Origin of the sequence: Streptomyces sp. NPDC058401 (assembly GCF_042722885.1) — a bacterium.
Lineage (GTDB): Bacteria > Actinomycetota > Actinomycetes > Streptomycetales > Streptomycetaceae > Streptomyces.
This window is the reverse complement of sequence record NZ_JBHXKA010000011.1, coordinates 46,065-71,377: the sequence shown is the minus strand read 5'-3', so window position 1 is coordinate 71,377 and position 25,313 is coordinate 46,065. Positions and strand designations below refer to the sequence as shown.

General features: G+C 73.2%; 18 protein-coding genes. 5 read left to right on the top strand and 13 right to left on the bottom strand.

Annotated elements, in window-relative coordinates:
• Positions 1-73 precede the first annotated feature (73 nt).
• The 7 genes from ACFWNV_RS06245 to ACFWNV_RS06215 all read right to left on the bottom strand — a co-directional run bounded on the left by ACFWNV_RS06245 (position 74) and on the right by ACFWNV_RS06215 (position 14,790).
• Complete coding sequence (locus ACFWNV_RS06245) at positions 74-1,891, bottom strand: hypothetical protein (protein WP_383941298.1); 1,818 nt, start codon at positions 1,889-1,891, stop codon at positions 74-76.
• The gene (locus tag ACFWNV_RS06240) at positions 1,888-5,496 is read right to left on the bottom strand and encodes a DUF5682 family protein (RefSeq protein ID WP_383941397.1); all 3,609 of its coding nucleotides are present in this window, start codon (positions 5,494-5,496) and stop codon (positions 1,888-1,890) included. The genes ACFWNV_RS06245 and ACFWNV_RS06240 overlap by 4 nt, the downstream gene beginning before the upstream one ends.
• A 133-nt stretch (positions 5,497-5,629) precedes the next feature.
• Positions 5,630-6,820 (bottom strand): AAA family ATPase, encoded by a 1,191-nt coding sequence (locus ACFWNV_RS06235; protein WP_383941295.1) that lies wholly within the window; start codon positions 6,818-6,820, stop codon positions 5,630-5,632.
• A complete protein-coding gene (locus tag ACFWNV_RS06230) occupies positions 6,817-10,470 on the bottom strand; it encodes a hypothetical protein (protein WP_383941292.1) in 3,654 nt (1,217 codons plus the stop codon). Before ACFWNV_RS06230 ends, ACFWNV_RS06235 begins: the two co-directional genes overlap by 4 nt.
• Positions 10,471-10,493: 23 nt before the next feature.
• Positions 10,494-11,810, bottom strand: coding sequence for a hypothetical protein (locus tag ACFWNV_RS06225; RefSeq protein WP_383941289.1), 1,317 nt, complete (start codon positions 11,808-11,810; stop codon positions 10,494-10,496).
• A complete protein-coding gene (locus ACFWNV_RS06220) occupies positions 11,807-12,661 on the bottom strand; it encodes a DUF4132 domain-containing protein (protein ID WP_383941286.1) in 855 nt (284 codons plus the stop codon). Before ACFWNV_RS06220 ends, ACFWNV_RS06225 begins: the two co-directional genes overlap by 4 nt.
• Positions 12,662-13,680: 1,019 nt before the next feature.
• Positions 13,681-14,790 (bottom strand): FAD-dependent monooxygenase, encoded by a 1,110-nt coding sequence (locus ACFWNV_RS06215; protein WP_383941283.1) that lies wholly within the window; start codon positions 14,788-14,790, stop codon positions 13,681-13,683.
• A gap of 166 nt (positions 14,791-14,956) precedes the next feature.
• Here ACFWNV_RS06215 and ACFWNV_RS06210 point away from each other — a divergent pair, with 166 nt between their 5' ends.
• The gene (locus ACFWNV_RS06210; RefSeq protein WP_383941280.1) at positions 14,957-15,970 is read left to right on the top strand and encodes a TetR/AcrR family transcriptional regulator C-terminal domain-containing protein; all 1,014 of its coding nucleotides are present in this window, start codon (positions 14,957-14,959) and stop codon (positions 15,968-15,970) included.
• Here ACFWNV_RS06210 and ACFWNV_RS06205 read toward each other — a convergent pair.
• Together ACFWNV_RS06205 and ACFWNV_RS06200 are read right to left on the bottom strand one after the other, a co-directional pair.
• A complete protein-coding gene (locus tag ACFWNV_RS06205) occupies positions 15,901-16,236 on the bottom strand; it encodes a hypothetical protein (RefSeq protein ID WP_383941277.1) in 336 nt (111 codons plus the stop codon). The two genes, ACFWNV_RS06210 and ACFWNV_RS06205, sit on opposite strands and share 70 nt — an antisense overlap.
• Positions 16,237-17,071: 835 nt before the next feature.
• Positions 17,072-18,331 (bottom strand): MFS transporter, encoded by a 1,260-nt coding sequence (locus ACFWNV_RS06200; RefSeq protein ID WP_383941275.1) that lies wholly within the window; start codon positions 18,329-18,331, stop codon positions 17,072-17,074.
• Positions 18,332-18,441: 110 nt separating this feature from the next.
• Between ACFWNV_RS06200 and ACFWNV_RS06195 the strand changes: the two genes are divergently transcribed.
• On the top strand, positions 18,442-19,038 hold the full coding sequence (locus ACFWNV_RS06195) for a TetR/AcrR family transcriptional regulator (protein ID WP_383941272.1): 597 nt from the start codon (positions 18,442-18,444) through the stop codon (positions 19,036-19,038).
• A 188-nt stretch (positions 19,039-19,226) separates the two neighbouring features.
• Here the strand turns inward: ACFWNV_RS06195 and ACFWNV_RS06190 are convergent, their stop codons facing one another.
• The gene (locus ACFWNV_RS06190) at positions 19,227-19,358 is read right to left on the bottom strand and encodes a hypothetical protein (RefSeq protein WP_383941267.1); all 132 of its coding nucleotides are present in this window, start codon (positions 19,356-19,358) and stop codon (positions 19,227-19,229) included.
• 462 nt (positions 19,359-19,820) lie between these two features.
• A complete protein-coding gene (locus ACFWNV_RS06185) occupies positions 19,821-20,273 on the bottom strand; it encodes a hypothetical protein (protein ID WP_383941263.1) in 453 nt (150 codons plus the stop codon).
• A 186-nt stretch (positions 20,274-20,459) separates the two neighbouring features.
• On the opposite strand from ACFWNV_RS06185, the gene ACFWNV_RS06180 reads away from it, so the two are divergent.
• Positions 20,460-20,720 carry a hypothetical protein gene (locus tag ACFWNV_RS06180; protein WP_383941260.1) on the top strand — a complete coding sequence of 87 codons (261 nt, stop codon included), beginning with the start codon at positions 20,460-20,462 and terminating at the stop codon, positions 20,718-20,720.
• A 185-nt stretch (positions 20,721-20,905) separates the two neighbouring features.
• Here ACFWNV_RS06180 and ACFWNV_RS06175 read toward each other — a convergent pair whose 3' ends face one another.
• Both ACFWNV_RS06175 and ACFWNV_RS06170 read right to left on the bottom strand, forming a co-directional pair.
• On the bottom strand, positions 20,906-21,241 hold the full coding sequence (locus tag ACFWNV_RS06175; protein ID WP_383941257.1) for a hypothetical protein: 336 nt from the start codon (positions 21,239-21,241) through the stop codon (positions 20,906-20,908).
• A 223-nt stretch (positions 21,242-21,464) separates the two neighbouring features.
• Positions 21,465-22,226: an isocitrate lyase/phosphoenolpyruvate mutase family protein gene (locus tag ACFWNV_RS06170; RefSeq protein WP_383941254.1), complete on the bottom strand. Its 762-nt coding sequence runs from the start codon at positions 22,224-22,226 to the stop codon at positions 21,465-21,467.
• 319 nt (positions 22,227-22,545) lie between these two features.
• On the opposite strand from ACFWNV_RS06170, the gene ACFWNV_RS06165 reads away from it, so the two are divergent.
• Together ACFWNV_RS06165 and ACFWNV_RS06160 are read left to right on the top strand one after the other, a co-directional pair.
• Positions 22,546-24,540 (top strand): discoidin domain-containing protein, encoded by a 1,995-nt coding sequence (locus ACFWNV_RS06165; RefSeq protein WP_383941251.1) that lies wholly within the window; start codon positions 22,546-22,548, stop codon positions 24,538-24,540.
• Between the two features lie 118 nt (positions 24,541-24,658).
• Positions 24,659-25,288, top strand: a complete 630-nt coding sequence (locus tag ACFWNV_RS06160; protein WP_383941248.1) for a class I SAM-dependent methyltransferase — start codon at positions 24,659-24,661, stop codon at positions 25,286-25,288.
• Positions 25,289-25,313 lie beyond the last annotated feature (25 nt).

The following is a 25,313-nucleotide window of genomic DNA, read 5'->3' as shown; positions in this document are numbered from 1 at the left end:
TGGATTATAGCAAGTACCCCAGCCCCCTCCCCGGCCCGCATCGGACCGGGGAAGATGCGGGCGCGGATACTCGTCAGGTGCGAGCAGACCGGTCCGGCTGCCAGGCCGCCGCACACAGTGAGGTCTCGGCCGCCTCGGCGTACAGGGCCGCGCCCAGCCAGGCGCGGGCGAAGTCGGTCGGGTCGGCGGGGAGTAGGCGGCCGAAGGGGTCGCGGGCACGCCGGGTGGCGGTGCGTTGCAGTTCGGCCAGGAGGTCGGCGGCGGTGGGGAGGGCCGAGCGGCGCAGTTGTCCGGTGTCGGCCGACAGTGATCCGGGGACGGACAGGAAGGGGCGTCCGGCGGCGACGGCCTGTTCGAGGCGGCGGCGCAGCAGGTGGAGGGGGGCCGGGTCCGTCCCCGGGCCGGTGGGGGCCTGCGCGACGGGCGGTGGCGGGGAGGCGGGGAGGTCGGCCCGTTGCAGCCGGTCCAGGCCCAGGTCGACGCGCCGGGCGGGATCCGATGGATGGGCGGACGCCAGGAGTTGGAGGGTGGGCCGGGCGTCCGGGACGAGGCGGCCGATGACGCGCAGGCGCGTGCCGGGCAGGGCGGCCAGCATCCGGAGGTTGTCGCGGTACGCCAGCGCGGGATGGTCGTGGGCCGCGGTGAGGCGGAGCGTCAGGTCCTCGCACACGGCGAGGAGACAGTCGCCGCCGGTCTCGCGGGCGGGGCCCAGGATCGTCACGTCGAGGAAGAGCAGGTCGCCGCCGGGAGCCTCGGAGTGCAGGGCGCGCGCGGCCTGTCCGGCGGCCGGCGGGGCCCACAGGGCGGCGATGGGTTCGTCCGTCCAGGCCGCGCCCGCCGCCTGGACCGCCTTGCTCCCGGCGCCCGCGCCGAGACGGCCGGTGGGCGAGACGGTGGCCCCCGACAGGGCGAGCCCGGCGTGGGACAACTGGCGGTGGGTGAGCGCGGTATCGCCCAGGCGTACGGTGCGCCCGGCTGCCGCCGTGGCACGGCCGGGGCCGCCCGGGGCGATGTCCGAGACGGTGTAGAGGCGGCCGTCGGCGGCGGCGGTCCAGGTGATGGCGCCCGCGTAGCCGCCGGCGGTGATCAGGGGTTCGGTGAACAGGCCGTACAGGCGCAGGGATCCGTTCGGTACGTAGGTCTGCCGGGCGGTGCCGCGCAGGGCGGCCAGTTCGGGGCCGGTGGCGTCGGGCAGCCGGTGGACGGCGCCGAGCAGTTCGCGGACGGCTGCCGTGAGGTCGGCGAGGCGGTGCGCGGGGTCGGCGGAGCGGGCGGAGCGCAGCGCGGTGACGACGGAGACGGCGGCCGCGGCCGGGCGGGGCAGGCCGCCGAGCTTGGCGGTGTGGGCCGCCCGCAGCAGTTCGGACTGCAGGACGGCTCCGGCGCCCTCGATGCCTGTGTCGAGGAGGGCGGCGCCCGCTGCCCAGAGGTGGCCTGCCGCGGCACGCTGTTCGGGGGTGGCCGTGCTCTCCTCGGCCTCCGGCGGCTGCGGGGGTCCGGCGTCCTCGGCGGGGGACGGTTGCCCGGCATCCGGGTCGGAGGACGGGTCGGGGGACGGATCAGCGGACGGATCGGCCACCGGATCGGCCACCGGGTCGGCCACCGGCGCGGCGGACGCGATCGCCGCCCGGTGCAGGCAGTCCGGGGCGAGCAGGCAGCCGCAGCGGATGGCGTCCGCCGTGCTCACCACCCCGGCGGGGGCGTGGAGTTCCAGGCCGGTCTCGTCGTCGACCGCGATCCGTACGGTGTCGCCGTCGCGGGTGACGGGCCGGTCGGCGATCTTGGTGATGGCGGCGTCGAGCCGTTTGCGCAGCCTGGGCGAGAGCGCGCCGACGATCTCGGCGGTCACGGCGGGCGCGACGGCGGGCAGGTGTCGGCTGTCCTGGCTCATGCGATCTTCTCCCCTACCCAGCGGGCGAGTTCGAGCGGGCTGAGGGCTGCTACCGGCATTCCTGCAGCGACGAGCTGCCCGGCGACGCCGGTCGAGTACCGGGGGCGGCCGGCGTCGTCCAGGCTCGCGCAGCCGAGTACGTGGCACCCGGCTCCGACGAGGGTGCGCACCTCGGAGAGGAGCCCACCGACCGGATAGCCCTCCTCGAAGTCGCTGATCACGACGACCAGGGTGCGGGACGGCACGGTCACCAGAGTGCGGGCGTGGCGCAGCCCGGCGGCGATGTGGGTGCCGCCGCCGACCCGGACCTCCAGCAGCAGGGACAGCGGGTCGTGCACGTGGTCGGTGAGGTCGATGACCTCGGTGGAGAAGGCGAGGAAGTGGGTGGAGACGGTGGGTACCCCGGCCATGACGGCGGCGGTGAGGGCCGACCAGATGGTGGAGGCCTCCATGGAACCAGAGACGTCGGTGACCAGGATCAGCCGCCAGTCCGCGGCGCGCCGGGCTCGGGAGCGGAACACCGGGTGCTCGGGGATGACCTGGATGCTGCCGTCGGGGGTCCTGCGTGCGGTGGCGAGGTTGGCGCGCAGGGTGCGGGCCAGGTCGAGCTGTCCGCCGGGGCGGCGGCTCGGGCGGGGCAGCGCCATACCGGTCAGGGCGGGGCGCAGCCGGGTGGCCAGCTGCCGGGTGAGTTCGTCGACGAGCCGGCGGACCAGGGGGCGCAGTGCGCCGAGCCGGGCCTCGGGGAGACCGCCCGCGTGCTGGAGGACCGTGCGCAGCAGGTCGACTGAGGGGCGGACGGCGGCGGGGTCGAGTTCGCTCAGGACATCGCGGCGGCCGGAGGCGGCGGCTGCGGCGAGGACTTCCTCACGGATGCCGGGGCCGAACAGGGCGGACAGTTCTTCGGACCATTCGCGGACGCCGGGGTAGGGGGCCTGGCGGCCGCCGCGGTTGCCCGCGCCGAGATCGCCGCGGGAGCCTTCGCCGCGGCCGTTGCCGTACAGCTCGTCCAGCGCGGTGGCCAATGGTGCTGCCGATGTGGGCAGTTGGTCGGTGCGGCGGCCGAGGACCAGTCGCCAGCGGTCGGCGGGGGCCAGGAAGCGCTCCCCCGCGGGTGCGGCCTTCCCGGCCGCTCCCCCGGCTACGGCGGGCACCGCCGGGAAGGCTGCGGGCGGCAGGCCGCCCCGCTGCGCGGCCGCGCGGCCGGCGGTGCCACCGGTCGCGGTGCCACCGGTCGCGGCGGCGTCCGGGGCCGGTGGCCGGTCGGCGGGGGGCAGCAGGCCCAGCCGGGCCAGGGTCTCGCGGGCGGCCAGGTCGGCGCGGGTCCACTGCGCCAGTGCGGCCGGGTCGATGCCGTCCGTGTCGGTGACCAGGCCGACCGCGTCGCCGAGCCGGTCTTCCACCGCCGCGAGCAGCCGGTCGCGGGAGGCGGGGCTGAGGGTGTCGAAGCCGCCGCGCAGTGCGGGCAGGCGGTCCAGGAAGGCGTTGTCCGCGAGGTCGGTGACGCGGTCCAGCACCGGGTCGAGGACAGGGGCCATGGTCTCCAGGAGCGGGCCGGCCGCGGTGAGCAGGCCGGTGAGTCGGGCGGTCAGCGCGCTCCGGGTGGCGGTGTCGGTGGCCGCGTCCACCCAGGACGCGGTACGGGTGCCGAAGGCGTGGGCGTCCTCGTGGCCGAGCAGGACGCGGACGGCTCCGGCCGCGGCGGACATCAGCGGCGAGCCGTCGGCGGCCAGCCGGGTGAGGGCGTCGGTGAGCCGGATCCCGCCGAAGACGTCCGCGCGGTGTGCGAGTTCGAGCAGTGCGCGAGCGTCTTCGGGGTCGTCGGAGCCGGTGAGGCCGTCGACCTGGCGGACGGCGGCCGAGGTGAGCAGTTCGCCGGCCGCCGCCGACCGCGCGGCGCGGTCCGGGTCCGGGCCGAGTCCGGCGACGTGGCCGGCCCGGATGCGGTCCAGCAGGCCGAGGGAGGCCAGCAGTTGGGGCAGCGTTCCGGTGGCCGGGACGACATCGCCCAGTTCCGTGAGCCGTTCGTCGGTCAGTGTGGGCAGTCCGCAGGCGGCGGCTTCCGCGAGGCCGCCGATGCTCTGGGCGGCGGTGGGCCCGCCGTCTTCCTGTTCGGCGCGGCGCCGTTCGCGCAGCAGGCCTTCGGCTGCCTGGGCGGGGGTGACGCCGCGGATTGCGGCAGCGGTGAGCACGGCGGCGGTGGCCGGGGTCCAGCGCACCTCCCACCGGGTGGTCACGGCCTCGCCGGCGCCCGCGCCCGTGACGGGCGTCGACGTGGCGTAGGGGACGCCGCAGACCGTCAGGCGGCGCAGCAGGAGTTCGCGGCGGCGGTCGAGTTCCGAGCGCAAGGGGTCGAGCCGCAGGTCGCGGGCGGCGGGACCGGTGTCGGCGGGACCGGGCAGGCCCAGGGCCGCGACCTCCTCCTCCACGGCCGGTGCCAGGCCGCTGCGCGGGGCGGCGGGCGCGGGCCGGCCGGAGCGGGTGCCGACCAGGACCCGTTCCAGCGACCGGGCGACGGCGCGCCCCCGGCCGAGCGGTTCGCCCTGGGCCAGTACGGTCTGCACGGCCTCGATGAGTTCGCCGCGGCCGGGCGCGGGCAGGCCGCGCAGCCGGGCGAGGTCGCCCGCCAGCCGGACGATCTCGCGGGCGTCCGCGGGCCCCGAGGGGTGGTCCTGCGCGCGCAGTTCGCCGCAGATCCGCACGGCCGTGGTGAGCAGTGCCTCGTCGATGGCGGCCGGACGGCCCGCCGCCTCCAGGACGAGGTGCTGCCATTCGGGATCGCGGATGCCCGCCGGGTAGCCGGACCGCTCGTCGAGCAGCGGGTAGGTGTACGGGATGAGGGAGACGGTCCAGGCCGGACCGCTGGGGGGCGCGTCCTCGGGCGGCAGCGGGCCGGGCCCGGGGTCCAGCAGCGCCGGGGTGTGGAAGGCGCCCACGACCACGGCGGCCCGGCGGCCGGCGGCCGTGGCCTCGTCGATCCGGGCGCGCATCCAGCGCTCGCGGGTCAGGTCCGACTCGGCTACCGCTCCGGCCCGTTCGGCGTCGTGCCGCAGGGCCCAGCCCGTGAGCAGGGCGGCGCGGCGCAGGGCCTCGGGCGGGGAGCCGGGGGCGGCGGTTTCCACCAGGCGGTCCCACAGGTCCTCGCCGGGACGGCCGGTGAGGCGGGCGGTGAGCGCCTCGCGCAGCCCGGGTCTTTCGTGGCCCTCCCCGGCCGGGCGTCGGGGCTCGTGCCGGGCCGGGTCGGAGAGCGGCAGGTCGCAGGCGATCACGGGGACGTTGTGGCGGGCGGCCCAGCGCAGGGCGACGAGTTCGGGAGAGAAATCGGCGAACGGGTAGAAGGCGGGCCCGCGCCCGTCCCCGGCGCCGTCCCAGCCGGAGCCGGCGGGGACGGCGGCCAGGGCGACGGGGGCCCGGGTGTCGGCGTGGGCGAGCCAGGGCAGCCACTCCTGCAGATCCGCGGGGAGTTCTACGAGCAGTACCTCGGGCTTCGCCGCGTCCAGTAGGTCCGGCATGACGGCGGCGAGCGACGGCGCGTGGTGGCGCACGCCGATGAGGTACGGGGCGGTGGGGTCGGTCAGGGCCTCCACCGCCTCGTCCGGAGTCATGGCCGGGGCGGTGGAGGCCGGTAGGGCAGTGGAGTCGGGTAGGACGGTGGAGTCGGGTAGCGCGGCGGAGTCGGGTAGCGCGGTGGCGGTTCCCGCCGCAGTGGCGGGGGCCGGGGTCGGAACGGTCATGGCGTCAGCTCTCCAGGGCCGGTCGCAGGTCCCACAGGGTGCGCCAGGTCGCCGAACCCTGCTCGGCGCGGCGGCGCACCGCGCCGTCCCAGTAGCCCAGCAGCCGCGCGGCGTCGGCCGGGTCGTCCTTGCGGACCACGCCCAGCAGGTGGCCGGGGAGCAGGGACAGCACGTCCCGGTCGCCGGGGAAGTACGCGGCGGCCAGGGCCAGCGAACCGGCCACGGACACCGCCTCCGCGGTGCTCATCACCGTGGAGGGGCGTTCGACGTCCCAGCCTTCGGCCGACCGCCCGTCCCGCAGGTCGCGGAAGGCGGTCACGAGTGCTTCGAGGATCGCGTCGTCCACCTGGAAGGGGGCACCGGCCCGGGTGACGGCCGCGTGGGCCTGGCGGCGTACCAGGGCGGTCTCGGCGTCCAGGTCGCCGATGGGGCCGACGGTCTCGAAGTTGAAGCGGCGCTTGAGGGCCGCGGACATCTCGGAGACGCCCCTGTCGCGGAGGTTGGCGGTCGCGATGAGGGTGAAGCCGGGGGCGGCGTGGGCGAGGGCGTCGGCGCTGCCTGCGAGCTCCGGGACGGAGATGCGCCGTTCGGACAGCAGCGAGACCAGGGCGTCCTGGACCTCGGGCAGGCAGCGGGTGATCTCCTCGACGCGGGCCACCGCGCCACGGGTCATGGCGGTGAGGACCGGGGAGGGCACCATGGCCTGCCGGGTGGGGCCCTGGGCCAGGAGCAGCGCGTAGTTCCAGCCGTACTTGAGCTGGTCCTCGGTGGTGCCGGCGGTGCCCTGCACCACCAGGCCGCTGGTGCCGCACACGGCGGCGGACAGCAGCTCGGAGAGCATCGACTTGGCGGTACCGGGCTCGCCGACGAGCAGCAGCCCGCGTTCTCCGGCGAGGGTGACGACGCAGCGTTCCACCAGGGCGCGGTCGCCGACGAACTTCTGCTCGACGACCAGTTTGCGCGGGACGCCGTCGGGCGCCGCGGCGCCCTCGGGCAGCCGCAGGGCCTCGCCTCCGCTGCCCATCACGAAGGTGACGACGGCGCGCGGGCTCAGCAGCCAGGCGGGCGGGCGGGGGCCGTTGTCGTAGGCGGCGAGGAAGGCCAGTTCGGTGGCGTGGCGGTCCTCGGGCGGGCTGACCTGCCGGGCGGGCGGGGGCTCGGACGGGGGTGCGGAGAAGGTGGTGTCGGTGGTCATCGGCGGCGGCCCTTCCGGGTGGCACGGGTGGTGAGTTCTTCGAAGGCGGGGGCGTCGCCGTCCTTGACCCGGCCCCATGCGCGGGCGAACAGGGCGGGTACCGGCAGGTGCGGCACGGCCCGGGTGTGGCCGCGGAGCGGGTAGAGGGGTTCCTTCCAGGTCTCCACCGGCAGGGCGGGGGCCTTGAAGTCGTGCCAGCCGCAGGGCAGGAACAGGGTCCGGCCCGCGCGGGACCGCTTGGCCTCCAGGACCAGGCCGGTGGCGGCCAGTTCGGTCCTGGCCTTCTTCGACCGGCCCGGGGTCCAGCCGGTCCACCGGGCGCGGTCGCGGTCGGTCGGGTCGGGCAGGGCGAGGAGCTGGAGGTAGAGCGCGGCCGCGTCGTCGCCCAGCCCGTGGGTCGCGGCCACCTCGGCGACGAGCTCCGGTACCGAGCGGGTGGGGTCCTGGGCGTAGCCGGTGAAGCCGCCGGGAGCCGCCCCGGCCAGGACGGCCTGTTCGAGGTCGTCGCCGAGCAGGGCCCGTACGGCGGCCAGGGAGTGGCAGCGGCCCGGGCCGACCAGCCCTTCGAGCAGCCCGAAGACGGGGTCGTCCGCGCCGGTGAGTCCGGCCGTACGCACCAATGCCATCTCCGTGTCGCCGTACCAGGGGCGCAGTACGACGGCGTCCCCGAGGCGGGTGAGGCCGTCGGCTCCCGCTCCTCCGGTCGCGGGCAGGCCGTACGCGGTGCGTAGCGGGACCGCGGTCGCGGTGCCCTTCTCCGTCCACTCCACGTCCAGGTCGAGGATGAGGCCGGGGTCGGCCAGGCGCCGGCGCAGCGCGGCGAGTCCGGCCGGCAGGTGGGCGCGCAGCGGATGGCCGTACGGCAGTCCGTAGGCGAGCCCGCTGAGCGCGGCCACGGCGCTCGTGAGGTGGCCGCGCCCGGGGACGGCGGCCGGGTCCTCCGCGACGAGGTTGCCGTCCTTGTCGAGCCGCATCGGGGTGGTACGGCTGAGCCACTCGGTGGTGCCGGGGTTGAGGACGGCTTCGGCCGACGCGATGGAGACACCGGCCAGGACGTCTCCCAGGTCCTCCGGCAGCCGGACCAGCGATCCCAGGCGCTCCGCCCAGGTCTTGGCGGCCGCCGCGATGTCGGGGCCGGTCTCCCACAGGTCGGCGGGGTCGGCGGGCAGCAGCGCGTCCAGCAGCGCCAGCCGGTTGGTGACGCCGAGCGCGCTCAGCCTGGCGTCGGCCCGTTCGGCCTGCCGGGCCTTGAGGCCCGCCAGGGCCAGTGCGGCCGCGTGCGGTTCACCGGTGCCCGCCGCGACCAGCAGGGTCGCCTGTGCGGGCCCGATGCCGGTGGCGGCGTCGAGTGCGAGGGGCGCCTCGGGCCGCCACGGCGCGGCGCCGCGCTCGCGGACGAGGCGGATCAGCGGGAGCAGGCGCTCGTGCGGGAGGGCGGGGGTGTACCGCTGGTCCTCGTGGTGGGTGAAGCCGGCGATCTGGCCGAACGCCCCTTCCGGGTCGTGGTCGAGGGCCAGCCAGTGGACGCGGTCGTCGCGGCGGGTGTGCTCCCGGCCGAGGATCACCACCGTACGGTCGCCGCGGCGCAGGACCTGGCCGAGCCGCTGCTTCTTGCCTGTCTGGCCCTCGCTGTCCTCCTCACTGTCCTCCTCGCACAGCAGGACCTGTCGCAGGGCGCCGACGGGGTTGGCGAGCGGGCCGGTGGCGACCGCTTCCAGGAGGAGCAGCAGCGCCTCCCGGTGTTCGTCGGTGGTGGTGGGGGCGGCTGCGCGGTAGGCGAGGGGGCCCAGGGCGTCCAGGAACGGCAGCCAGCCCAGGCCGATGCCGGGGACCGTGCGGCTCTCGCTCGTCCAGCCGTCGCCGAGGGCCGGCAACGTGGTGGGGTCGGGCAGCGGCTCGCCGTCGGCGGGCTTGCCGGACAGGACCTGGTTGACGGAGAGGATCTGTTGGAGTCCGCTCCACTTCACCTCCTGCCTCCAGTAGCGGTATCCGCCCCGTGCGGCGATCCCGTCCACGGCGGCGGTCAGGGTGGTGTCGTCTCCGTGGAGGGGCCGGTGGTCGGCGTACATCCCGTCGCCGTACCGCTTCCCGCCGTGCGGGCTGTCCTGCGGGGGTGTGGCGTACGCGGCGGTGGCGGCGCGGTGGTGGGCGGCCGTCCGGACCAGTGCGCTCACGCCGGTGAGCAGCCGGGCGTCGGTCAGCGCGGGGAGCTCCGTGGCGACGGCGGCCTCGATGAGCTCGTCGGCGGTGGGGCCGGCGTACGACTTGTCGGCGGCGACCGCGGCCTTCCGGGCGGCCAGTGCCGTGCCCACGGTGTCGAGGAGGGTCGCGATCTGCGCGTCGGTGACCGTGCGCAGGGCGGCCGAGCCCCTTTCGTCGCGCGGGCGCAGGGCGTGCCAGAACGCGGGCGGCGGGACGTACCGGGTGCCGGCGGCGTACTCACCGCCCTGTTCACCGAGGGGTACCGATCCCAGCGCGTCGGTGGTGACGGCGCCCGCCGGATAGAACTCGACGTTGCCGCCGACGAGTGCGGCGAGGGGCGCGGCTCCGCCCGGCAGCCGCAGGGCGCCCAGCGGTACGGGGTGGACCCGGCGGCCGGACGGTACGGCCAGGGTGACGGTCCGCCCGTCGGGGGTTCCGGAGGTGACGCGGCGGTCGGGGTCCTGTCCCTCGGTGCGCACCCAGCGGCCCAGGACGATGCCGTCGGTGCCCAGCGGCGTGGCCTCCAGGCCCGGGAGCAGCGGCAGGACCTCGCATTCCTCGGTCACGAGGCGGGCGCCTTCGCGGATCCCCGACTGCAGGAAGGCGGGCAGCGAGGCACGGCCGTGGGTGCCGCCCGCCGGGTCGTACTCGACCCAGCAGTGGTCGCGGCCCTGCTTGCCCTGGCGCCAGTGTCCGGTGCCGTCGCCCAGCACGGGGCGGCTGGACGGCAGGGTGGTGTCGCCCGCGTGCAGGGTGCGGCCGCCGGTGGCGCGGCCGCCGCCGGGAAGCGGCAGGGACGGCGAGCCGACGTCCTGCCCGTTCCACCACTGCGGCAGCTGCTCGCCGCCGAGGGTGAAGGGGTCGCCGGGGCGGTTCGACCAGTACGCGCGCTGCTTGCCGTCCTGCGCCCAGATGACCAGCAGTTCGCCGTCGGTGTACCGGAAGCGGGGGCGCCGCCAGCGGTCCAGGTCGGCGGGCAGGCGCAGCTCGTGTTCGAGCAGCACCCCTTCCGGGCCTACCACGACGGCCGTGTGGCGGTTGGCGAGGACCAGGGCGGGCCAGGCCTCGGCGACCACCATCCAGTGGTTCTGGTCGGCCCGGTCGGTGTCGAGCCGCCGGTAGGTCTCCTCCAGGGCGGGCCAGCCCAGTTCGTCCAGGACGCCGGCGCGCAGGGTGGCGCCGAGGATCGGCGCCGTATCGTACGCGGCGATCTCGGCGACGGCCTGCGGGTTGACCTGGCCGGCGATCGCGCGGAAGGACGACAGGCGCTGGAGCGCAGCTCGCGAACCGGGCAGTCCCGCCGCGCCGGTGAGTTCCGCGGCGCGATCGCGCAGCCAGTCGTGGAGTACGGCGCCGAGCACCGGGTGGGCGGCGATCGCGGGGAGTACGGAGTCCTTCGAGCGATGGCCGTTCATGCCGTTCAGCGCGTCGTACAGCAGTCGGCGCAAGCGGGGGCGGCCGGCGAGGGCCGTCAGGTCGCGGCGGCCCGGGGCGTCGTCGCCGATCCAGCGCTCCAGCGGGGGTGGACGTTGGCGCCCGCCGCCGGTTCGGTGACGGGGATGTCCCAGGCGACGCAGGCGTCGAGCAGGTCGAGGTCGGCTCCCGCGTGCCAGCGTCCCTGGAAGAGGTCGACGGTTCGGCCGTCGGCGCGCAGCCGGGGGGCCATGCGCTCGACGAGGGCGAGGGTGCGCGCGCAGCGCTCCGAGCTGGACGAGCCGTGCTTGCGGTGCAGGGCCCAGCGGCTGAGCCAGTCCGCGGGGTCGACACCGTCCCTGCTCTCCGCATCGGTGAGCAGGGTGTCCGCGCCCGTCTCGGCGAGCAGCGACAGCCAGGCCTCGTCGGCCTTCCGGTCGTTGCCGAGGCCGGTCGGCATGATCTCCAGGAGACGGGTGCGGATCTCCGGTCGTGCGGCGGCGAGCGTCACCAGGGTCGGGCGGTAGGCGGTCCAGAAGGACGCGGGGGCCCGGACGATGCTCGGTGAGGTGATCAGGTCGCCGACGAAGGCACTTTCGGCGGTCTCCCGGTCCAGGCCCGCGGCCTTGATGAGCGCGCGGGCGTCCTGCGGCAGGGCGGCGTACGGCGCCATGCCCGCACCACAGCGTTCGACGGCGAGCTGCCGGAACTGCGCCCAGGCCTCGGCCGGGTCGAGGCGGCGCGACAGGTCCTGCGCGTGGTCCTTCAGCGCCTTGACGGTCAGCGCCCCGGCGAAGGCGAACTCCAGGAAGACCGCGCGCTGCCGCTCCTCGTCGACCGGCAGGCCGTGGACGCGCTCGGCGGCGCGCGCCTTCCCGAAGAGCGTGGCGGCGTAGGTGCTGTTGTCGTGCTGGAGGAAGACGCGCGCGGCCTGCTCGTAGAACGTCGGCAGGAAGTGCGGTACGGCGCGACCGAGCCGGGTGGCGAGTGCCTCGAAGCCGTCCTTGGCGGCGCCGGCCCGGGACTTGGCCTGGCGGGCCAGCCGTTCCATGTCCTTGACCAGGGCCAGCGCGTGGTGGCCGTTGGCCGGATCGTTGACCAGGGCCCAGGCGGGGAAGCCCAGCGTCTCGCGGCGCACCTGCCCCACCTCGGGGGCGTCGGGCTCGCGGGTGAGTCCGAGGAAGTCCAGTGCCAGGTCCTCGGCCTCGCCCAGGGTGCCCGCCACCAGGCGCACCACGCGCCGGTCGTCCAGGGCCGGGTGGGTGTAGGTCCGGGCGGTGAGGCTGTCGGCGTCGTCGCGGGCGACGGTGCCGGCGCGCAGGATCGCCCCGGCATCCAGCAGGGCCGGGGCCCGGGTGGTGTAGTCGGTGTTCATGCCGCCTGCTCCTCGTCCTCTATGTCGCGTCCCGCGTACAGGGCCGCTGCCATGCGCATGCCTTCCGACCAGGCGACCGGACCGACCTGTCCGGCGGTCAGGGCCCGGCCGGCGGCGTCGGTCCAGGTCAGCGAACCGGTCTCGGTCCGCTCGTAGCCGTCGTAGTCGCCGATCCAGATGCGCGCCTCGACCGACGCCCCGTCCTCGACGACGGGGCAGACCGCCTGGCCGCCGCGGGCCCGGTAGCCGAGCTGGGTGGTGCGCCCGTGCAGGAACCGCAGTTCCTTGAAGGCACCGCCCGCGTAGTCGTCGACTGCGGTGGTCTCCGGGTCCAGGTCCGCCGGGCGGTGCCAGACCTCGCGGAAGAGTTGCTGCACCCGCTGTTCCACGGTGAGTTCGACCGCAAACTCGCGCAGTTCTTCCAGGTCCGCGAGCAGCACCGGGTGCGGGATGCGGACCAGTTCGGGGCTGATGCGCACCGTGTCGCCGTCGAGGTCGACCAGGCCGAGGCCCCGTACGGGGTCGGCGTCGCGCAGGAATCCCGCGACTTCGCCGTCCTCACCCGTGACGACGAGGTCGCGCAGGGCGGAGCGCCAGGCCGTGTCCTGCCACACCTGGACGATGGCCGCGACGGGGACGGGCAGCGAGCGCACCATCCAGCGCTCCACGTCGGCGACGCACTGGCGTTCGTGCCGGTCCAGCCACTCCACCAGCTGGCGCAGTCCGACCACGGCCGGGTCGTCGGCGAGTTTCCCCGGGACCGTCTTCAGCCGGCGACCCGCCGCATTGCGGCAGACCACTTTCCCGTCGTCGAGGGCGACTTCGTAGTCGCCGGCCGGAACCCACCCCATGTGCTGTCTCCTCGGTCAGACGGCCTGGTCCGGGGCATGGCACGACATGGCACACCCCCGGTCGCAGCGCCGCCGCGATCATGTTGGTGTGACTCTAGGGGCAGCCTCGGACAATGCCTCCGGCAGTGCACAGGGGGGCGGTCGGGAGGGCGGGGACGCGGCCTCGCTTGGAGCCGCGCACGGGCGCAGAGTGGCCACCGTGTCCGTGCGCGGCGTGCTGGCTGGCGGGCTGGCTGGCTGGCTGGCTGGAAGGTGGAGCTCGCCCGGATCCTCCTTCGCACGTCTTCCCGGGCGGGCCGCCAACCGACCGGTGACGCAGGTCAGCTGGAGGGGCTCCACCTTCAGAAGCGGGCCGGCAGCGGACGAACGGACACCGGCTCCTGCCGCCTCGCCCGCCGCCTCCGGTCGCACGCCCACCATTTCAGTGATCCGGTCGATCTCGGCGCACATCTCGCCCAGCCGTTGGCGACCCACGGGCGGGGGCAGCAACTCCGGTCTCAGGTCCACGGTCGAAATTGTGCCCGTCGGCGCCGGCAGGGCCCCTCCGCTGCGTCGCGGCGCGCCCGCGCTCGCCCTCGCCGCGCTCCTCTACTCATCACCCCTCCCCCGGCCCCCGCCCGTACCCCGACCACGACAGAGCCCTCCGTCACCGTGTATGTTTCCGCCCCCAGCACCGCCCTGGCTTAGGGCACGGCCGGGGTACGGGTTCCGCCGCGCCGGCTGCGTTGTAGCCACGCGATCGGCCCCGCCTCGGGTTCGGGGAGCGCCGACGCGCATGCCCTCAGGGCGTCGCGGGCACCGACTACTACGAATTCCTCACCACCTCCCCGAGCCATGACGCCGGGAGTACCGGCCGGGTCGTCCGACTGATCATCTCCGCCGTCCACGAGGTCCTGGTCTGCGATCGCCTCCCGGACCAGACGGTGCTCCGCGGGCCGGCCCAGCCACACGAGCACACCACGCGCAGCAAGGCGGCGCGCCGGGACACGGGAGGAGCAGCATCCGTTCCGGGCAGGGCATCAGTTGTCCAGGGAGAGTGCGTTCTTGGCGTGTTCGAGGGATGCCTCGGAGGCGGGTCCGCCTGGATTCTCGGTGGCCAGAGCCTGGTTGAGGGTGACGAAGGGGCGCATCCGCTGCTCGTAGCGCGCATACGCGGTGCCGTGGTCGCCGTTGTCCCGGGCCAGGCAGTCGGCCAGCACGTGGGCGCCTACGAGCGCGAGGCTGGTGCCCTGCCCGGAGAGGGGAGACGGGCAGTAGCCGGCGTCCCCGAGCAGGGTCACCCGGCCCCGCGACCACTGGTCCATGCGGATCTGGGCCATGGCGTCGCAGTAGAAGTCGGGCGCCTGCCGGGCGGCCTCGGCCAGACGGGTCCCTTCCCAGCGCATCGACGCGAGCTTGTCGACGACGAGTTGGCGGAGGGCCGCGCCGTCGCGGAGGTTGTGGGCCAGGGGTGCGGACTCGAAGCCGAAAGCGATCCTGAGTTCGGTGTTGTCGCGTACGGGCATGATGCCGAAGCCCGTGTCGCCGTCCCGCAGCCACATCTGCCAGTCGTCCAGGCCCAGGAAGTTGTGCGCGCTGAAGACCGAGAGGTAGCTGCCCAGGTGATGGGCATAGCGCTCCTCCGGGCCGAAGGCCAGGCGTCGTACGGTGGAGTGGAGGCCGTCGGCCCCGACCACGAGGTCGAAGGCGCGGGACGGCCCGTGCGCGAAGTGGACGTGCACGCCGGTCTCGTCTTCGTCGAGCGCGGTGATGCTGTCGCCGAAGAGGTACTCGACGCCTGTGCGCGCGTGCTCGTGCACCATCTGCACCAGGTCCTCGCGCAGCACCTCGATGTCCTCGCTGTCGAGCCGGCCGCTGCTGAAGGTCGCCTCGGTGGAGCGGTCGACCTCGTGGCCGTCGGGATCGAGGATCGACATGCCGCGCATCCGGGTCCGTACCCGGCTCGCCTGTTCCAGCAGACCCATCCGCTCCACGACTTCGAGCGCGACCCCGCGGATGTCCACGGCCTGGCCGCCGGGGCGTTGTCCCGGAGCGCGTTCGATGACGGTGGGCGCGAAGCCGTGGCGGCGCAGCCAGTAGGCGAGGACGGGCCCGGCGATGCCGCCACCGGAGATGAGTACGGTCTGCATGAGAGGCTCCTCGAATGGTTCGTACGGTGTACGCGTTGTGAACGTACGACGTACGCGCAGCCCACTCAACTGGCCAGATGCAGCATCTGTACTAGAGCAGGCACCTGCCATTCGGGGTTGCCGCTGCTACCCTCTGCACTAGTACAGGACAGGAAGGCGGCAGGACGTGACGAAGACCACAGGCCCAGCCGGTGATCCGCCCTATCTGCGCATCGTCGCCGGGATCCGGCGGCGCATCGCGGACGGTGAGCTCGCCCCCGGGGACCGGGTTCCCTCGACCCGGCAGGTCGCCCGGGAATGGGGCGTCGCGCTCGCCACGGCCACCAGGGCCCTGACCACCCTGCGCCTGGAGGGACTCGTCGAGGCCCGGCCCCGGATCGGCACGGTCGTCGCCGCAGCCGCCGTCGCCACGCCGGCCCGCAGGCGCCCGACACCCGCCCAGGGCACCGAGCAGGAGCTGAGCCTCGACCGGATCGTCCGTACCGCCATCGAGATCGCCGATACCGAAGGGCTCTCGGCGCTCTCCATGCGCGGCGTCGCGGCCCGGCTCGGCGTCGCGGCGATGTCCACGTACCGGTACGTCCCGAGCAAGGAAGACCTCGTCCTGCACATGGCCGACGCCGCGTTCGGCGAGGCGTCGTACCGCGCCGACGCCCCCGAGGGCTGGCGTCCGCGCATCGAACTGGGTGCCCGGACCCTGTGGAACCTGTACCGGAAGCACCCCTGGCTGGCCCAGCTCGGCTCCCTCACGCGCCCGTTGCTCGTGCCCAATCTGATGGTCCACGGCGAGTGGGTGCTGAGCGCCCTCGACGGGCACGGCCTCGACCCCACGACCCTGTTCGACATCCACGTCCTGCTCTACAGCCATGTCCAGGGCGTGGCGGTGCACCTGGAGATGGAAGCGCACGCCGAAGCCGCCACGGGCCAGTCGGAGGACCAGTGGATGGACAGCCGCGCCCCCGCCCTCCAGGAACTGGTGGAATCCGGCCGCTTCCCGACCTTCACCAAAGTGGTCGGAGCCTTCGCGGACGGCTACGACCTGCGGCTCGACGCGCTCTTCGAATTCGGCCTCAGGGCACTCCTCGACGGCCTGACTCCCCTCATCGAAGGTCAGCAAGACGGCTCGCAGGCCCGCCCCGCCGGGCCGACCGCCGCCGAGCCGACCGTACCCGGCCCGTAGCGGCGATTGAGGGCGCCGATGACCCGGCTCGGCGCGAACTCGTGCTTCACGGAACGGACGGGATCCAAGGTCAGCTGCATCGGCGCCTGCGTCGCGCCTTCGACGGTCTGGGCCGTGAGCGCGATCCGGCGGATCCGGGCGCGCTGCAGCCCGAAGCCGTCCCGAGCCTCGTACACCACCCGGCGCACGTCATCGGTACGAGCGGAAGCCATCAGCAGCGTCCGGGGCTTCGCCGGTTCCCTCCGCTCGGCCATGCGGACGGACACGTGACGGTACGCGCGGCCCAGTGGCGAGCCGGAGCTCGGTGCCGTGTACCTGTGGGTCGTCGAGGACGTCGCTGGGGAAGTCGTACCGAAGCCTGACCGACACCGACACCCACTCCCGCCCGGGGCGACGGTACGGCGATCGATTCCCCGCGCCTGCTCCAGCAGAGCCGGCCCTGGCCTGCCGAGGACCCGTGCTGCCGTGACCGTGGGCAGATCCGCAAGCTGCCCGATGATCTCGCCCCCGAGCCTCCAGAACTGCGCAGCGCGCCGAGGCCTGAAGTCCCCTGCTGGGGCCGGAGATTGCGGCTGATGCGACCGTCGTGGCGGACGCGCTCGTCCTTGCGGACTGGGTCGGACAGGAGATCGGACTCGATCTCACCGCCGACTACGCAGCGAGGTGGGTGGGCACGCCGAGGTGCCGGACGGCGCCGAGTTCTGGGCGCACCTGCGCGGCTGGCGGCTCAACATCCAGGCCGAAGGGCCCTCCACCTCTCGTACGGTGACAACCAGGTGCTGATCCCGCAGGCAGCGAAGCTCCTCGGTATGACCAACCAGCAGGTCCAGGGCATGATCGGCACCTTCGATCCCGCGCGGGCGGTACGGATCCAACAGGCGTACCCAACCGCGTTCTTCGACCTGCACCTTAGATCTGGCCGTAGGACTCGGGCCGGGGTCCTGCGCTTTGCTCCAGACGGGTTCGGGGCCGCTCGGAGCGGGGTCGGCCACGCAGCGTGGCATCACGGCGAAGCGGCCGGCCCGCCGGCCCGCCGGTCGGCCGGAGCTCGGGCAGCCGCTCGGCGAAGGGGTCGGCTGCCCGGCCGGGGGTGGGACGGGCCTACGGGGTGGTGACCGGCTGGCGGGGTGGGCCGGCCGCGGTGCGGAAGAGCAGCACGGCAGCAGTAATGATCATGAGGAGGCCGAGGGCGTAGGGCGTGGCGTGGCCGGTGCTCGCGTACAGCCATCCGGCCAGGAGCGGGGCGGTCATCTGAATCGCCGAGCCGATGGAGGAGATGCCTCCGGCCAGCCAGCCCTGTTCGTCGGCGCCGACGGCGTTGGACATCAGCCCGTCGAGGGCTGCGGTCATCGCTCCCTGGCCGGAGGCGAACAATAGGGCGGCTATGGCCAGGAGTTGCGGCATGTCGAGGCTGAAGGCGACCAGGGTCATGCCGGCGCAGCCGATGCCCTGGGCGACGATGCCGGAGATGACCACGCCGCGCTCGCCGATCCGGGGCACCAGCAGGGCGAGCAGTCCGCCTTGGATGACGATGTCGAGGATGCCTGCGGCCGACAGCAGCAGGCCGATCTGGGCCGGGCCCCAGCCCACGCTGTCCCTGCCCAGGACGGAGAGGTTGTTGACGTAGAAGTAGAACGGGATGCTGATCAGGGTGAACCCGATGAGGAGCGTGCGCAGTTCGGTGCGCGCGAAGGCGTCCTTGAGCACCTTGAACGGGTGCAGTTCTTCCAGGCTGAGCTTCTTCGACCGGTTGTGGGGTGCCAGGCTCTCGGGCAGGGCGAAGATGGCCGCGAGGCCGACCAGGGCGGCGATCAGCGCGGTCGCGAAGACCGGGGCGTTCAGGCTGATCTTCGACAGGAGGCCGCCGATCGCGGGGCCGATCATCATGCCTACGCCGGTCAGGGCGCCGAGCAGACCGTAGCGCTTGGTGCGGTCCTTGGCCGGGGTGATGTCGGCGACGTAGGCGAAGATCGCGGGCATGTCGCCCGCCGCGAGTCCCTGCAGGGCCCGGGCGGCGACCAGTACCCACAGCGCGCCGCCGACACCGAACATCGCGTAGCTGGCCGCAGCCCCGAACGCACTGATGATCAGCACCGGACGCCGTCCGATCCGGTCGGACAGGCCGCCCAGCAGCGGCGCGACGAGGAAGGCGCACAGGGCATTCACCGATTCCAGTACGCCGACCCACAGGGCCAACGACCCCTCCGGGACGTACTGGAGGGTGACGAACGGCAGGACCGGAAAGACCACGGTCATCCCGATCGAGTTCAACAAGGTCAGGCACACGATGACCAGCCAGGCCCGACGTGGCGAAGTGGTGTCGGCGCTCTGGGCGAGCACGGTTTCAGGTGGGGCGTTCACGGCTTTCCTCCCAGCGGGCGGTCCAGTGGAGGTGACCGCTTCCAGGAACGCTCACCGGAACGAGACTGTAAACAGAACAGTTCCGACTTTGCAACTGTTATAGTCACTCCATGGGGACAAACCAGCAGCCCGGCCGCCGCGAGCGCAAGAAGGCGCAGACCAGGAAACTGATCGCCGACACGGCTCTGCGACTCTTTCTCGAGCGCGGCTACGACAATGTCGGCGTACGCGAGGTCGCCCAGGAGGCCGACGTCGCCACCGCCACCCTGTTCGCCCACTTCCCGTCCAAAGAAGCCCTTGTCTTCGACCAGGACGACGAACAAGAACAGCTCCTGCTCGACGCCGTGCGGAACCGGCCCGACGGCGTGTCAGTCCCCCAGACCCTGCGCGGCTGGTTCCAGCAGATGGTCGAGACGGCCAGGAGCGAACCGGGCCTGAGCCGCTTCCACCAGCTCATCGAGGACACACCCGCACTGCGGGAGTACTCGGCCGGGATGTGGCGCCGCCACGAGAACGCTCTCGCCGGGATCATCGCCGCGGACATCGGCCTGCCCGCTCCCGACACCGCCTGCCGCCTCGTCGCCCGAACCGCCCTGGAGATCATTCCGTCGATCCGCTCGCTCGATGACGCCGAGCAGATCATCGACGTCACCTTCACGTTCATCGAGGCCGGCTGGGAGGCAACCGCCGCGCCCGCTACCGAGTAGCCGCCGCGGGACCCGGCCGGATCCCCGAGCGGGCCACGGACGTCAGCCGTGCTCTACGCACCGGCCGGTACGGCGCTCACGGTCACCGAACGCGAGGTGAGACCAGGGCCCAGGGCCCTACCGCCACGGGTCGTGATGGACGTCGCCGGGGATGACACGGAGAGCATCCTTCGCGCCAGCACGGCCGATCACAGGAAGTCCCCTGGGGGACCGACGGCCACGAAGGACGCGAGCAGCAGCCCGCCGGTAGCCACCAGACCGGCGCGCCGCCAGGCGGGGACCGTGCAAACGGCGACGAGCGCCGGAACGAGCGCCAGCACGGTCCTGAGTACGGATACTCAGGACCCGCCAGACTCGCGCCCTCCCTCTACGTCCGGGCTGGACACAGCGACGTCGAAGCGCTCACGCGCGCGCAGCCCCGCGTCACGCAGCCGCTCCCACCACTCGCACCGAAGTCGGCCTTGTCGTTCTCCTGGAGCCGGGGCGCCGTGGGGCGGGAACGGCCGCGGGGTTCCCGCGAGCTCGGCTCGGACGGCGGCGAGCCGAGCGTACGGTCGCCGTCCACGCCCAGGCTCCGGACACCGTGAGCGAGGTGTCGTCACCGGCCATGGCTTCCATCATGCCGCGCTGGTGCTCCCGGACGAGGACCGTCGCATCGTGCACCGGGATAGAGGTCGCAGTCGCCTCAACGGGGCCCGCTCCGGCCTCGCCGCAGCCTTCCGGCCGGCCGGCCGGCCGCGGATCGGATGCACTCCGGGCTGACGCGGCGCGATAGGTGAAGGTCAGGTCTGGCACTGTTTCGTGGCAGCCGGGGACCAGCCGCTCCAGGCAGCGCCGTCGGCCCGGGCGTGGACGCGGATCGCCACCTTCACCGGGCCGCACACCCGGGTCGTGCTCCCCACGGCGGTGGGGTCGATGGACGCGCCGGGCGCGAGGTAGGTGCGGCCGCTGCCCACCTTTTCCCAGTGGCCGCCGTCGACCACGCGGAAGTACGCCTCGTAGGAGACGTTCAGCCCCTTCTTTCCCGTGTTGCGCGCCTTGATGTACGCCGTGATGTCCCGCGTGGGGAACCTGCCCACGGAGCCCCGATCGGCGCTGATGCAGCCGTTGACCGCCACCCGCCCGGTCGACACGCCTCCTCCACACGCGATGGCCGCGGCGTGCGCGTTGGCCGGCAGTGTCAGCACGGCCAGCGCGGCCGCACCCAGGATCGTTCCGGTACGCCTCAGGTGCAATGTTCCGTCCCTTCTTGGAGCCCGACGTCTCGGAGAGACCATGGCGCGCTTTCGGGCACGTGGGGCAGCACTCTGGGCGGGTTTCGCCCGAATGGACGCAGCGACCGGCGGCAGCGGTGGCAGCCCGGTGGGTCTCACCCGAGACTCGTCGCCAGAGACGACGAGCGCGAGGAAGGACAGCAGCCCATGCCGCGAGCCGAGGAGGAAGACATCGCCGCACGCCCCATCGGTACGGTGGACCAGCGCCCGGGAGGAGCCCCCGGACACCTGCGGACCGTACTCAGGAGGACCAATCTGCTCCCGGCATTCCTGGTGCTCACGGTCATGATGGTGGCCCTGTGGCTCATGGGCATGCCGTTCCTCCAGGCCCTGACGCTCTCGACCGGAGTGAAGATCGCGGTGGCCCTCCTCGAACTCCGCCGCCTGCCCGACCCTCCCGCCAGCTGATACGGATCGCAGGAGCACACCGCGCGCAGCGCGGCGGCGCGAGGGACGCGGGAGGAGCGGCCGTCGTCCACGTTTCGGGCCTGCCCACTACGGCCCTCCTCGCTCTGCCCCGTTCTCAGGCCGTCCGTTGTCCGGGCTGCCTGGAGACGACGATGGCGCAGAGCTGCCGCCGGGTGGGCCCGTATTCACGAAATGGTGCGGGGGACTTCAGCACCGCCGCCGGCTCGGACGGATCGGACCGTGCGTTCGTGGAGCGCGGCGAGGCCGTCCGGTGGGAGGGGGGCGGGGCTGCCGGTGAGGGTGTACCACTCCTCCGCTCCGGTGTACTGGATGCGGAAGTTGACGGTGTCGTCGGGGCCGGGAGTGGTGGTCAGGGTGACGTCGCCGGTGATGACGCCGACCTCGTCCGTCATCGCCCCTCCAGGGCCCGCCTTCACGTGCGCGGTCAGCGCGATCGATGATCCTTGCGGGCAGGCGTGGTGGCCGGGGTGCGGGATGTGCTGGGGTTGTCGGGTGGTCATCGGCAGGTCTCCAGCGTCTCGGTGGGCTTCGTCTTCTCCGGGGAATTCTCCGGGAAATTCTCCGGGGGACCCTGCTCGCCGGCCCTCCGCGGCCCGGCCCTGCGGTCCTGCCCACCGCGTCTACCCGCAAAAGCGCCCCTGTCACGCAGCCGTGGTGACGTTCCTCGTCACCACGGCGTCGATTAGGTGCAGTTGCCACAAGCGTGCCGCGCCGTGTCGGCCCTCAGGGCGTCCACGGTCCGAGCATGTCCTTCATCGCATCGGTCATGGCGAGTTGCAGCAGCGGACCGTAGGTGATCCGCCTGACGCCCAGGCGGCGAAAGCGCTCGAGGTCGTGCTTGACGGGGTGGGCCGTGGAGTTCACGGGAACGGTGACGGCGCCGGTCACCGCTTCGAGCAGGTCGTCGTCGTCCTGAATGCGTACCGGGTAGACGCTGTCGGCGCCGGCCTGTTCCAGCGCCCGCAGCCGCTCGATCGCCTCGTCGAGGACTGCGGAGGCGTCCTGCGCATGCGCGAAGAGGTCGGTACGCCCGTTGATCCAGACCGGGACCCCGGCCTTGTCGGCTGCCGCCCGTAGGCCGGCGACGTAGCGAGCGTGTTCCTCTGTGCTGCGCAGGCGTCCGCCCTCCGAGTGGACGGTGTCCTCGACGTTGAGGCCGACGCCGCCTACCTCGATGAGTCCGGCGATGAGATCCGCGGGCTCCTGTCCGTACCCCGCCTCCAGGTCCACGGACACGGGGATGTCGACGGCCGCGATGATGGGCCGGACGGCGGCGAGCACCTCCTCGAAGGTCTGCCCCTCCTGGTCCTCCGCCCCTCGGGAGGTGGCGAGCGGATGACTGCCGATGGTCAGCGCGGTGAATCCGGCGTCGGCCGCCGTCCTCGCGGACCAGACGTCCCAGACGGTCGGCAGCACGAGCGGTTCGTACTCGGCGTGCAGCTGCTTGAGGCGTTGAGCGCGTTCGACTGTGGTGCGGAAATCCATGCAGAGAAGGCTACTCCCGCAGCGCTACGAAACGCGGGACGGCGCAGGATCTTGCCGCCAGGGGTTCACCGGAAGCTCCGGACGAGCCGTCGCCGCGGGCGCCGCGGTAGACCGGCAGAGCCTTCCCGGGAACCCGCAGCCCTCCGCGTCAGGCGTCTTGTTGCGTTGTTCTTTTTGATTTTTGCGAATGAATGCCTGTCTATTGCATCCCTACGCGCAGCTCCATACGCTCTCGCGCATCAAGGTCAGCGCTGCCGACGCCCCCGCGCCGAACCACCCCCACGGCAGCGGATGTGACGAGCAGTCGGAGGAGATCCAGATGGGTGTCACGCGTCGTACGGTGCTGCAGGCCGTTACCGCCGCCGGGGCCACCGGGGTTGTCGGACTGGCCGGAGTCGTCGGAGCCTCCCCGGCCGCGCTCGCCGACGGCGTACGCACGGCGAGTGCGCCCGGTGACGTCGTCGGCAAGGTCACCGTGGGCTACCAGGGCTGGTTCGCGTGCGCCGGCGACAGCGCCCCGATCAACGGCTGGTGGCACTGGGCACAGAACTGGGGCCAGCCGCCGTCCGCGTCGAACAGGGCCATCGTGGCGTGGCCCGATGTCCGCGACTATCCGACCACGTACCGCACCGCCTTCGGGAACCTGGGCAACGGACAGCCCGCTTCGCTGTTCTCCTCCTACGACCAGTCGACCGTCGACGTGCACTTCCGCTGGATGAAGCAGTACGGCATCGACACCGCCGCGCTCCAGCGCTTCAACCCCACCGGCGGCGAGGGGCCGACCCGCGACGCGATGGCGGGCAAGGTGCGCAGCGCGGCCGAGTCCCAGGGCGTCAAGTTCTACGTGATGTACGACGTTTCCGACTGGACGTCGATGCAGACGGACATCAAGGCCGACTGGGTGAACAAGATGCGGGTCCACACCGGCTCGGCCGCGTACGCCCGGCAGAACGGCAAGCCCGTGGTGTGCCTCTGGGGCTTCGGCTTCAACGACAACCAGCGTCCGTTCACCCCGGATGTCTGCCTGGATGTCCTTAACTGGTTCAAGCAGCAGGGCTGTTACGTGATCGGCGGAGTACCGACCTGGTGGCGTACGGGGGACAGGGATTCGCGGCCCGGCTTCTCCGGGGTCTACCACGCCTTCGACATGCTCTCGCCGTGGATGGTCGGCCGGATCGGCAACGCCGGGGACGCGGACAACTTCTACAACGTCGCGACCGTGCCCGACCTCGCGGAATGCACGGCACACGGCATCGACTACCAGCCGTGCGTCCTGCCCGGCGGGGTGACCGAGCGGCAGCGCGCCCACGGCGACTTCATGTGGCGGCAGTTCTACAACATGGGCCGGGCCGGGGTCCCGAGTGCGTACATCTCCATGTTCGACGAGTACAACGAGGGCAACCAGATCGCCAAGACGGCCGAGTCCCAGCTGTGGGTGCCGACCGGATCGGGCCTCGCGGCCCTCGACGAGGACGGGACCGCCTGCTCGTCCGACTACTACCTGCGCCTCACGGGCGACGGCGCCCGGATGCTGAAGGGGCAGATCCCCCTCACCCCCGTCCGCCCGACCCCGCCGGTGGTCGGCGGGGACACCACGGCGCCGACGCCCCCCGGCAACCTGCACACGACCGCCGTGACCGACACCACCGTGACGCTGGCCTGGACGGCCTCGACCGACGACACCGGCGTGACGGGCTACCGGATCCGCCGGATCACCGCCGCCGGGGCCACCCCGATCGCCGCGGCCCCGGGAAACTCCACCTCGTTCACGGTGACCGGGCTCACCGCCTCCACGTCCTACACCTTCGACGTGCAGGCCCTCGACGCGGCGGGCTCCATCTCCCAGCCGTCCGGGCAGGTGACCGCGGCCACCGCGGCCGACGGCTCCCCCACCGTCGACTTGGCCCTGAACCGGCCGACCGCGGAGAGCAGCCACACCCAGGTGTACGGATCGGGCAACGCCGTGGACGGCCAGCCGAACACGTACTGGGAGAGCGCCAACAATGCCTTCCCCCAATGGCTCCAGGTGGACCTGGGCAGCTCCGTCGGCGTCCGACGCATCGTCCTCACCCTGCCTCCGGCCACCGCCTGGGCCACCCGTACGCAGACCGTCGCCGTCCAGGGAAGTGCTGACGGCGCCGCCTTCGGTCAACTGCTCGGCGCCTCGGCCCGCACCTTCGACCCGTCCACCGGGAACACCACCACCCTGGCCCTGCCCGCCGGCACCGCGGCCCGCCACCTGCGGCTCGTCTTCACGTCCAATACGGGCTGGCCCGCCGGCCAGCTCGCCGAGTTCCGGGTGTACGGGGCCTGACGGGCCGCCAGGGAGACAGACAGACAGGCAGACAGGCAGACAGGCGCAAAAGGGGAGAGCAGGGGTGCCGGGGGCGAGGTGGCCGGTAGCGTGGCAACAGCCGACCCGAGGAGGGGACATGACCCGACGCAAGAGCGCGGCCGAGGTGTTCGACGCGCTGGGTGAGCAGTACGAGGACCTGTTCGGGTCCGTGCCCGAGCAAGGGGCGGCCCTGGACTGGCTCGTGGAGCGGCTGCCCGCCGCAGCCCGGGTGCTGGACGTGGGCAGCGGCACCGGCCGGCCCACGGCGGAGGTGCTCGTCCGCGCCGGGCACGCCGTGACCGGGATCGACGTTTCGGCGGCCATGGTCGAGACGGCCCGCGCCCTGGTTCCAGGGGCCCGTTTCGAGCAGGCCGACGTACGCACGTACGTGCCCGAGCCGGTCGGCTTCGACGCCGTGTGCTCCTTCTTCCCGCTCCTGGTCATGGACCAGTCGGACATCGTGGCCGCCCTCGACCGGATGGCTTCCTGGATCGCGCCGGGCGGGTACCTCGTGCTGGCCACGGTCCCGGGAGACATCCGGGGCCTGGACATCGAGTGGATGGGCCATCCGGTGACCGTCAGCAGCCTGTCCGCGGAGCAGCACCTGCGGCAGCTGACGGCGGCCGGCCTCGAAGTGGTCCACCACCACACCTCGTCCTTCGTACCCGCAGATCCCCTCGCGGGGCCCGAGGAGCACTTCTTCTGCTACGCGCAACGGCCCGCCTGACCTGCATGTCTACCCTTCCTGCCGG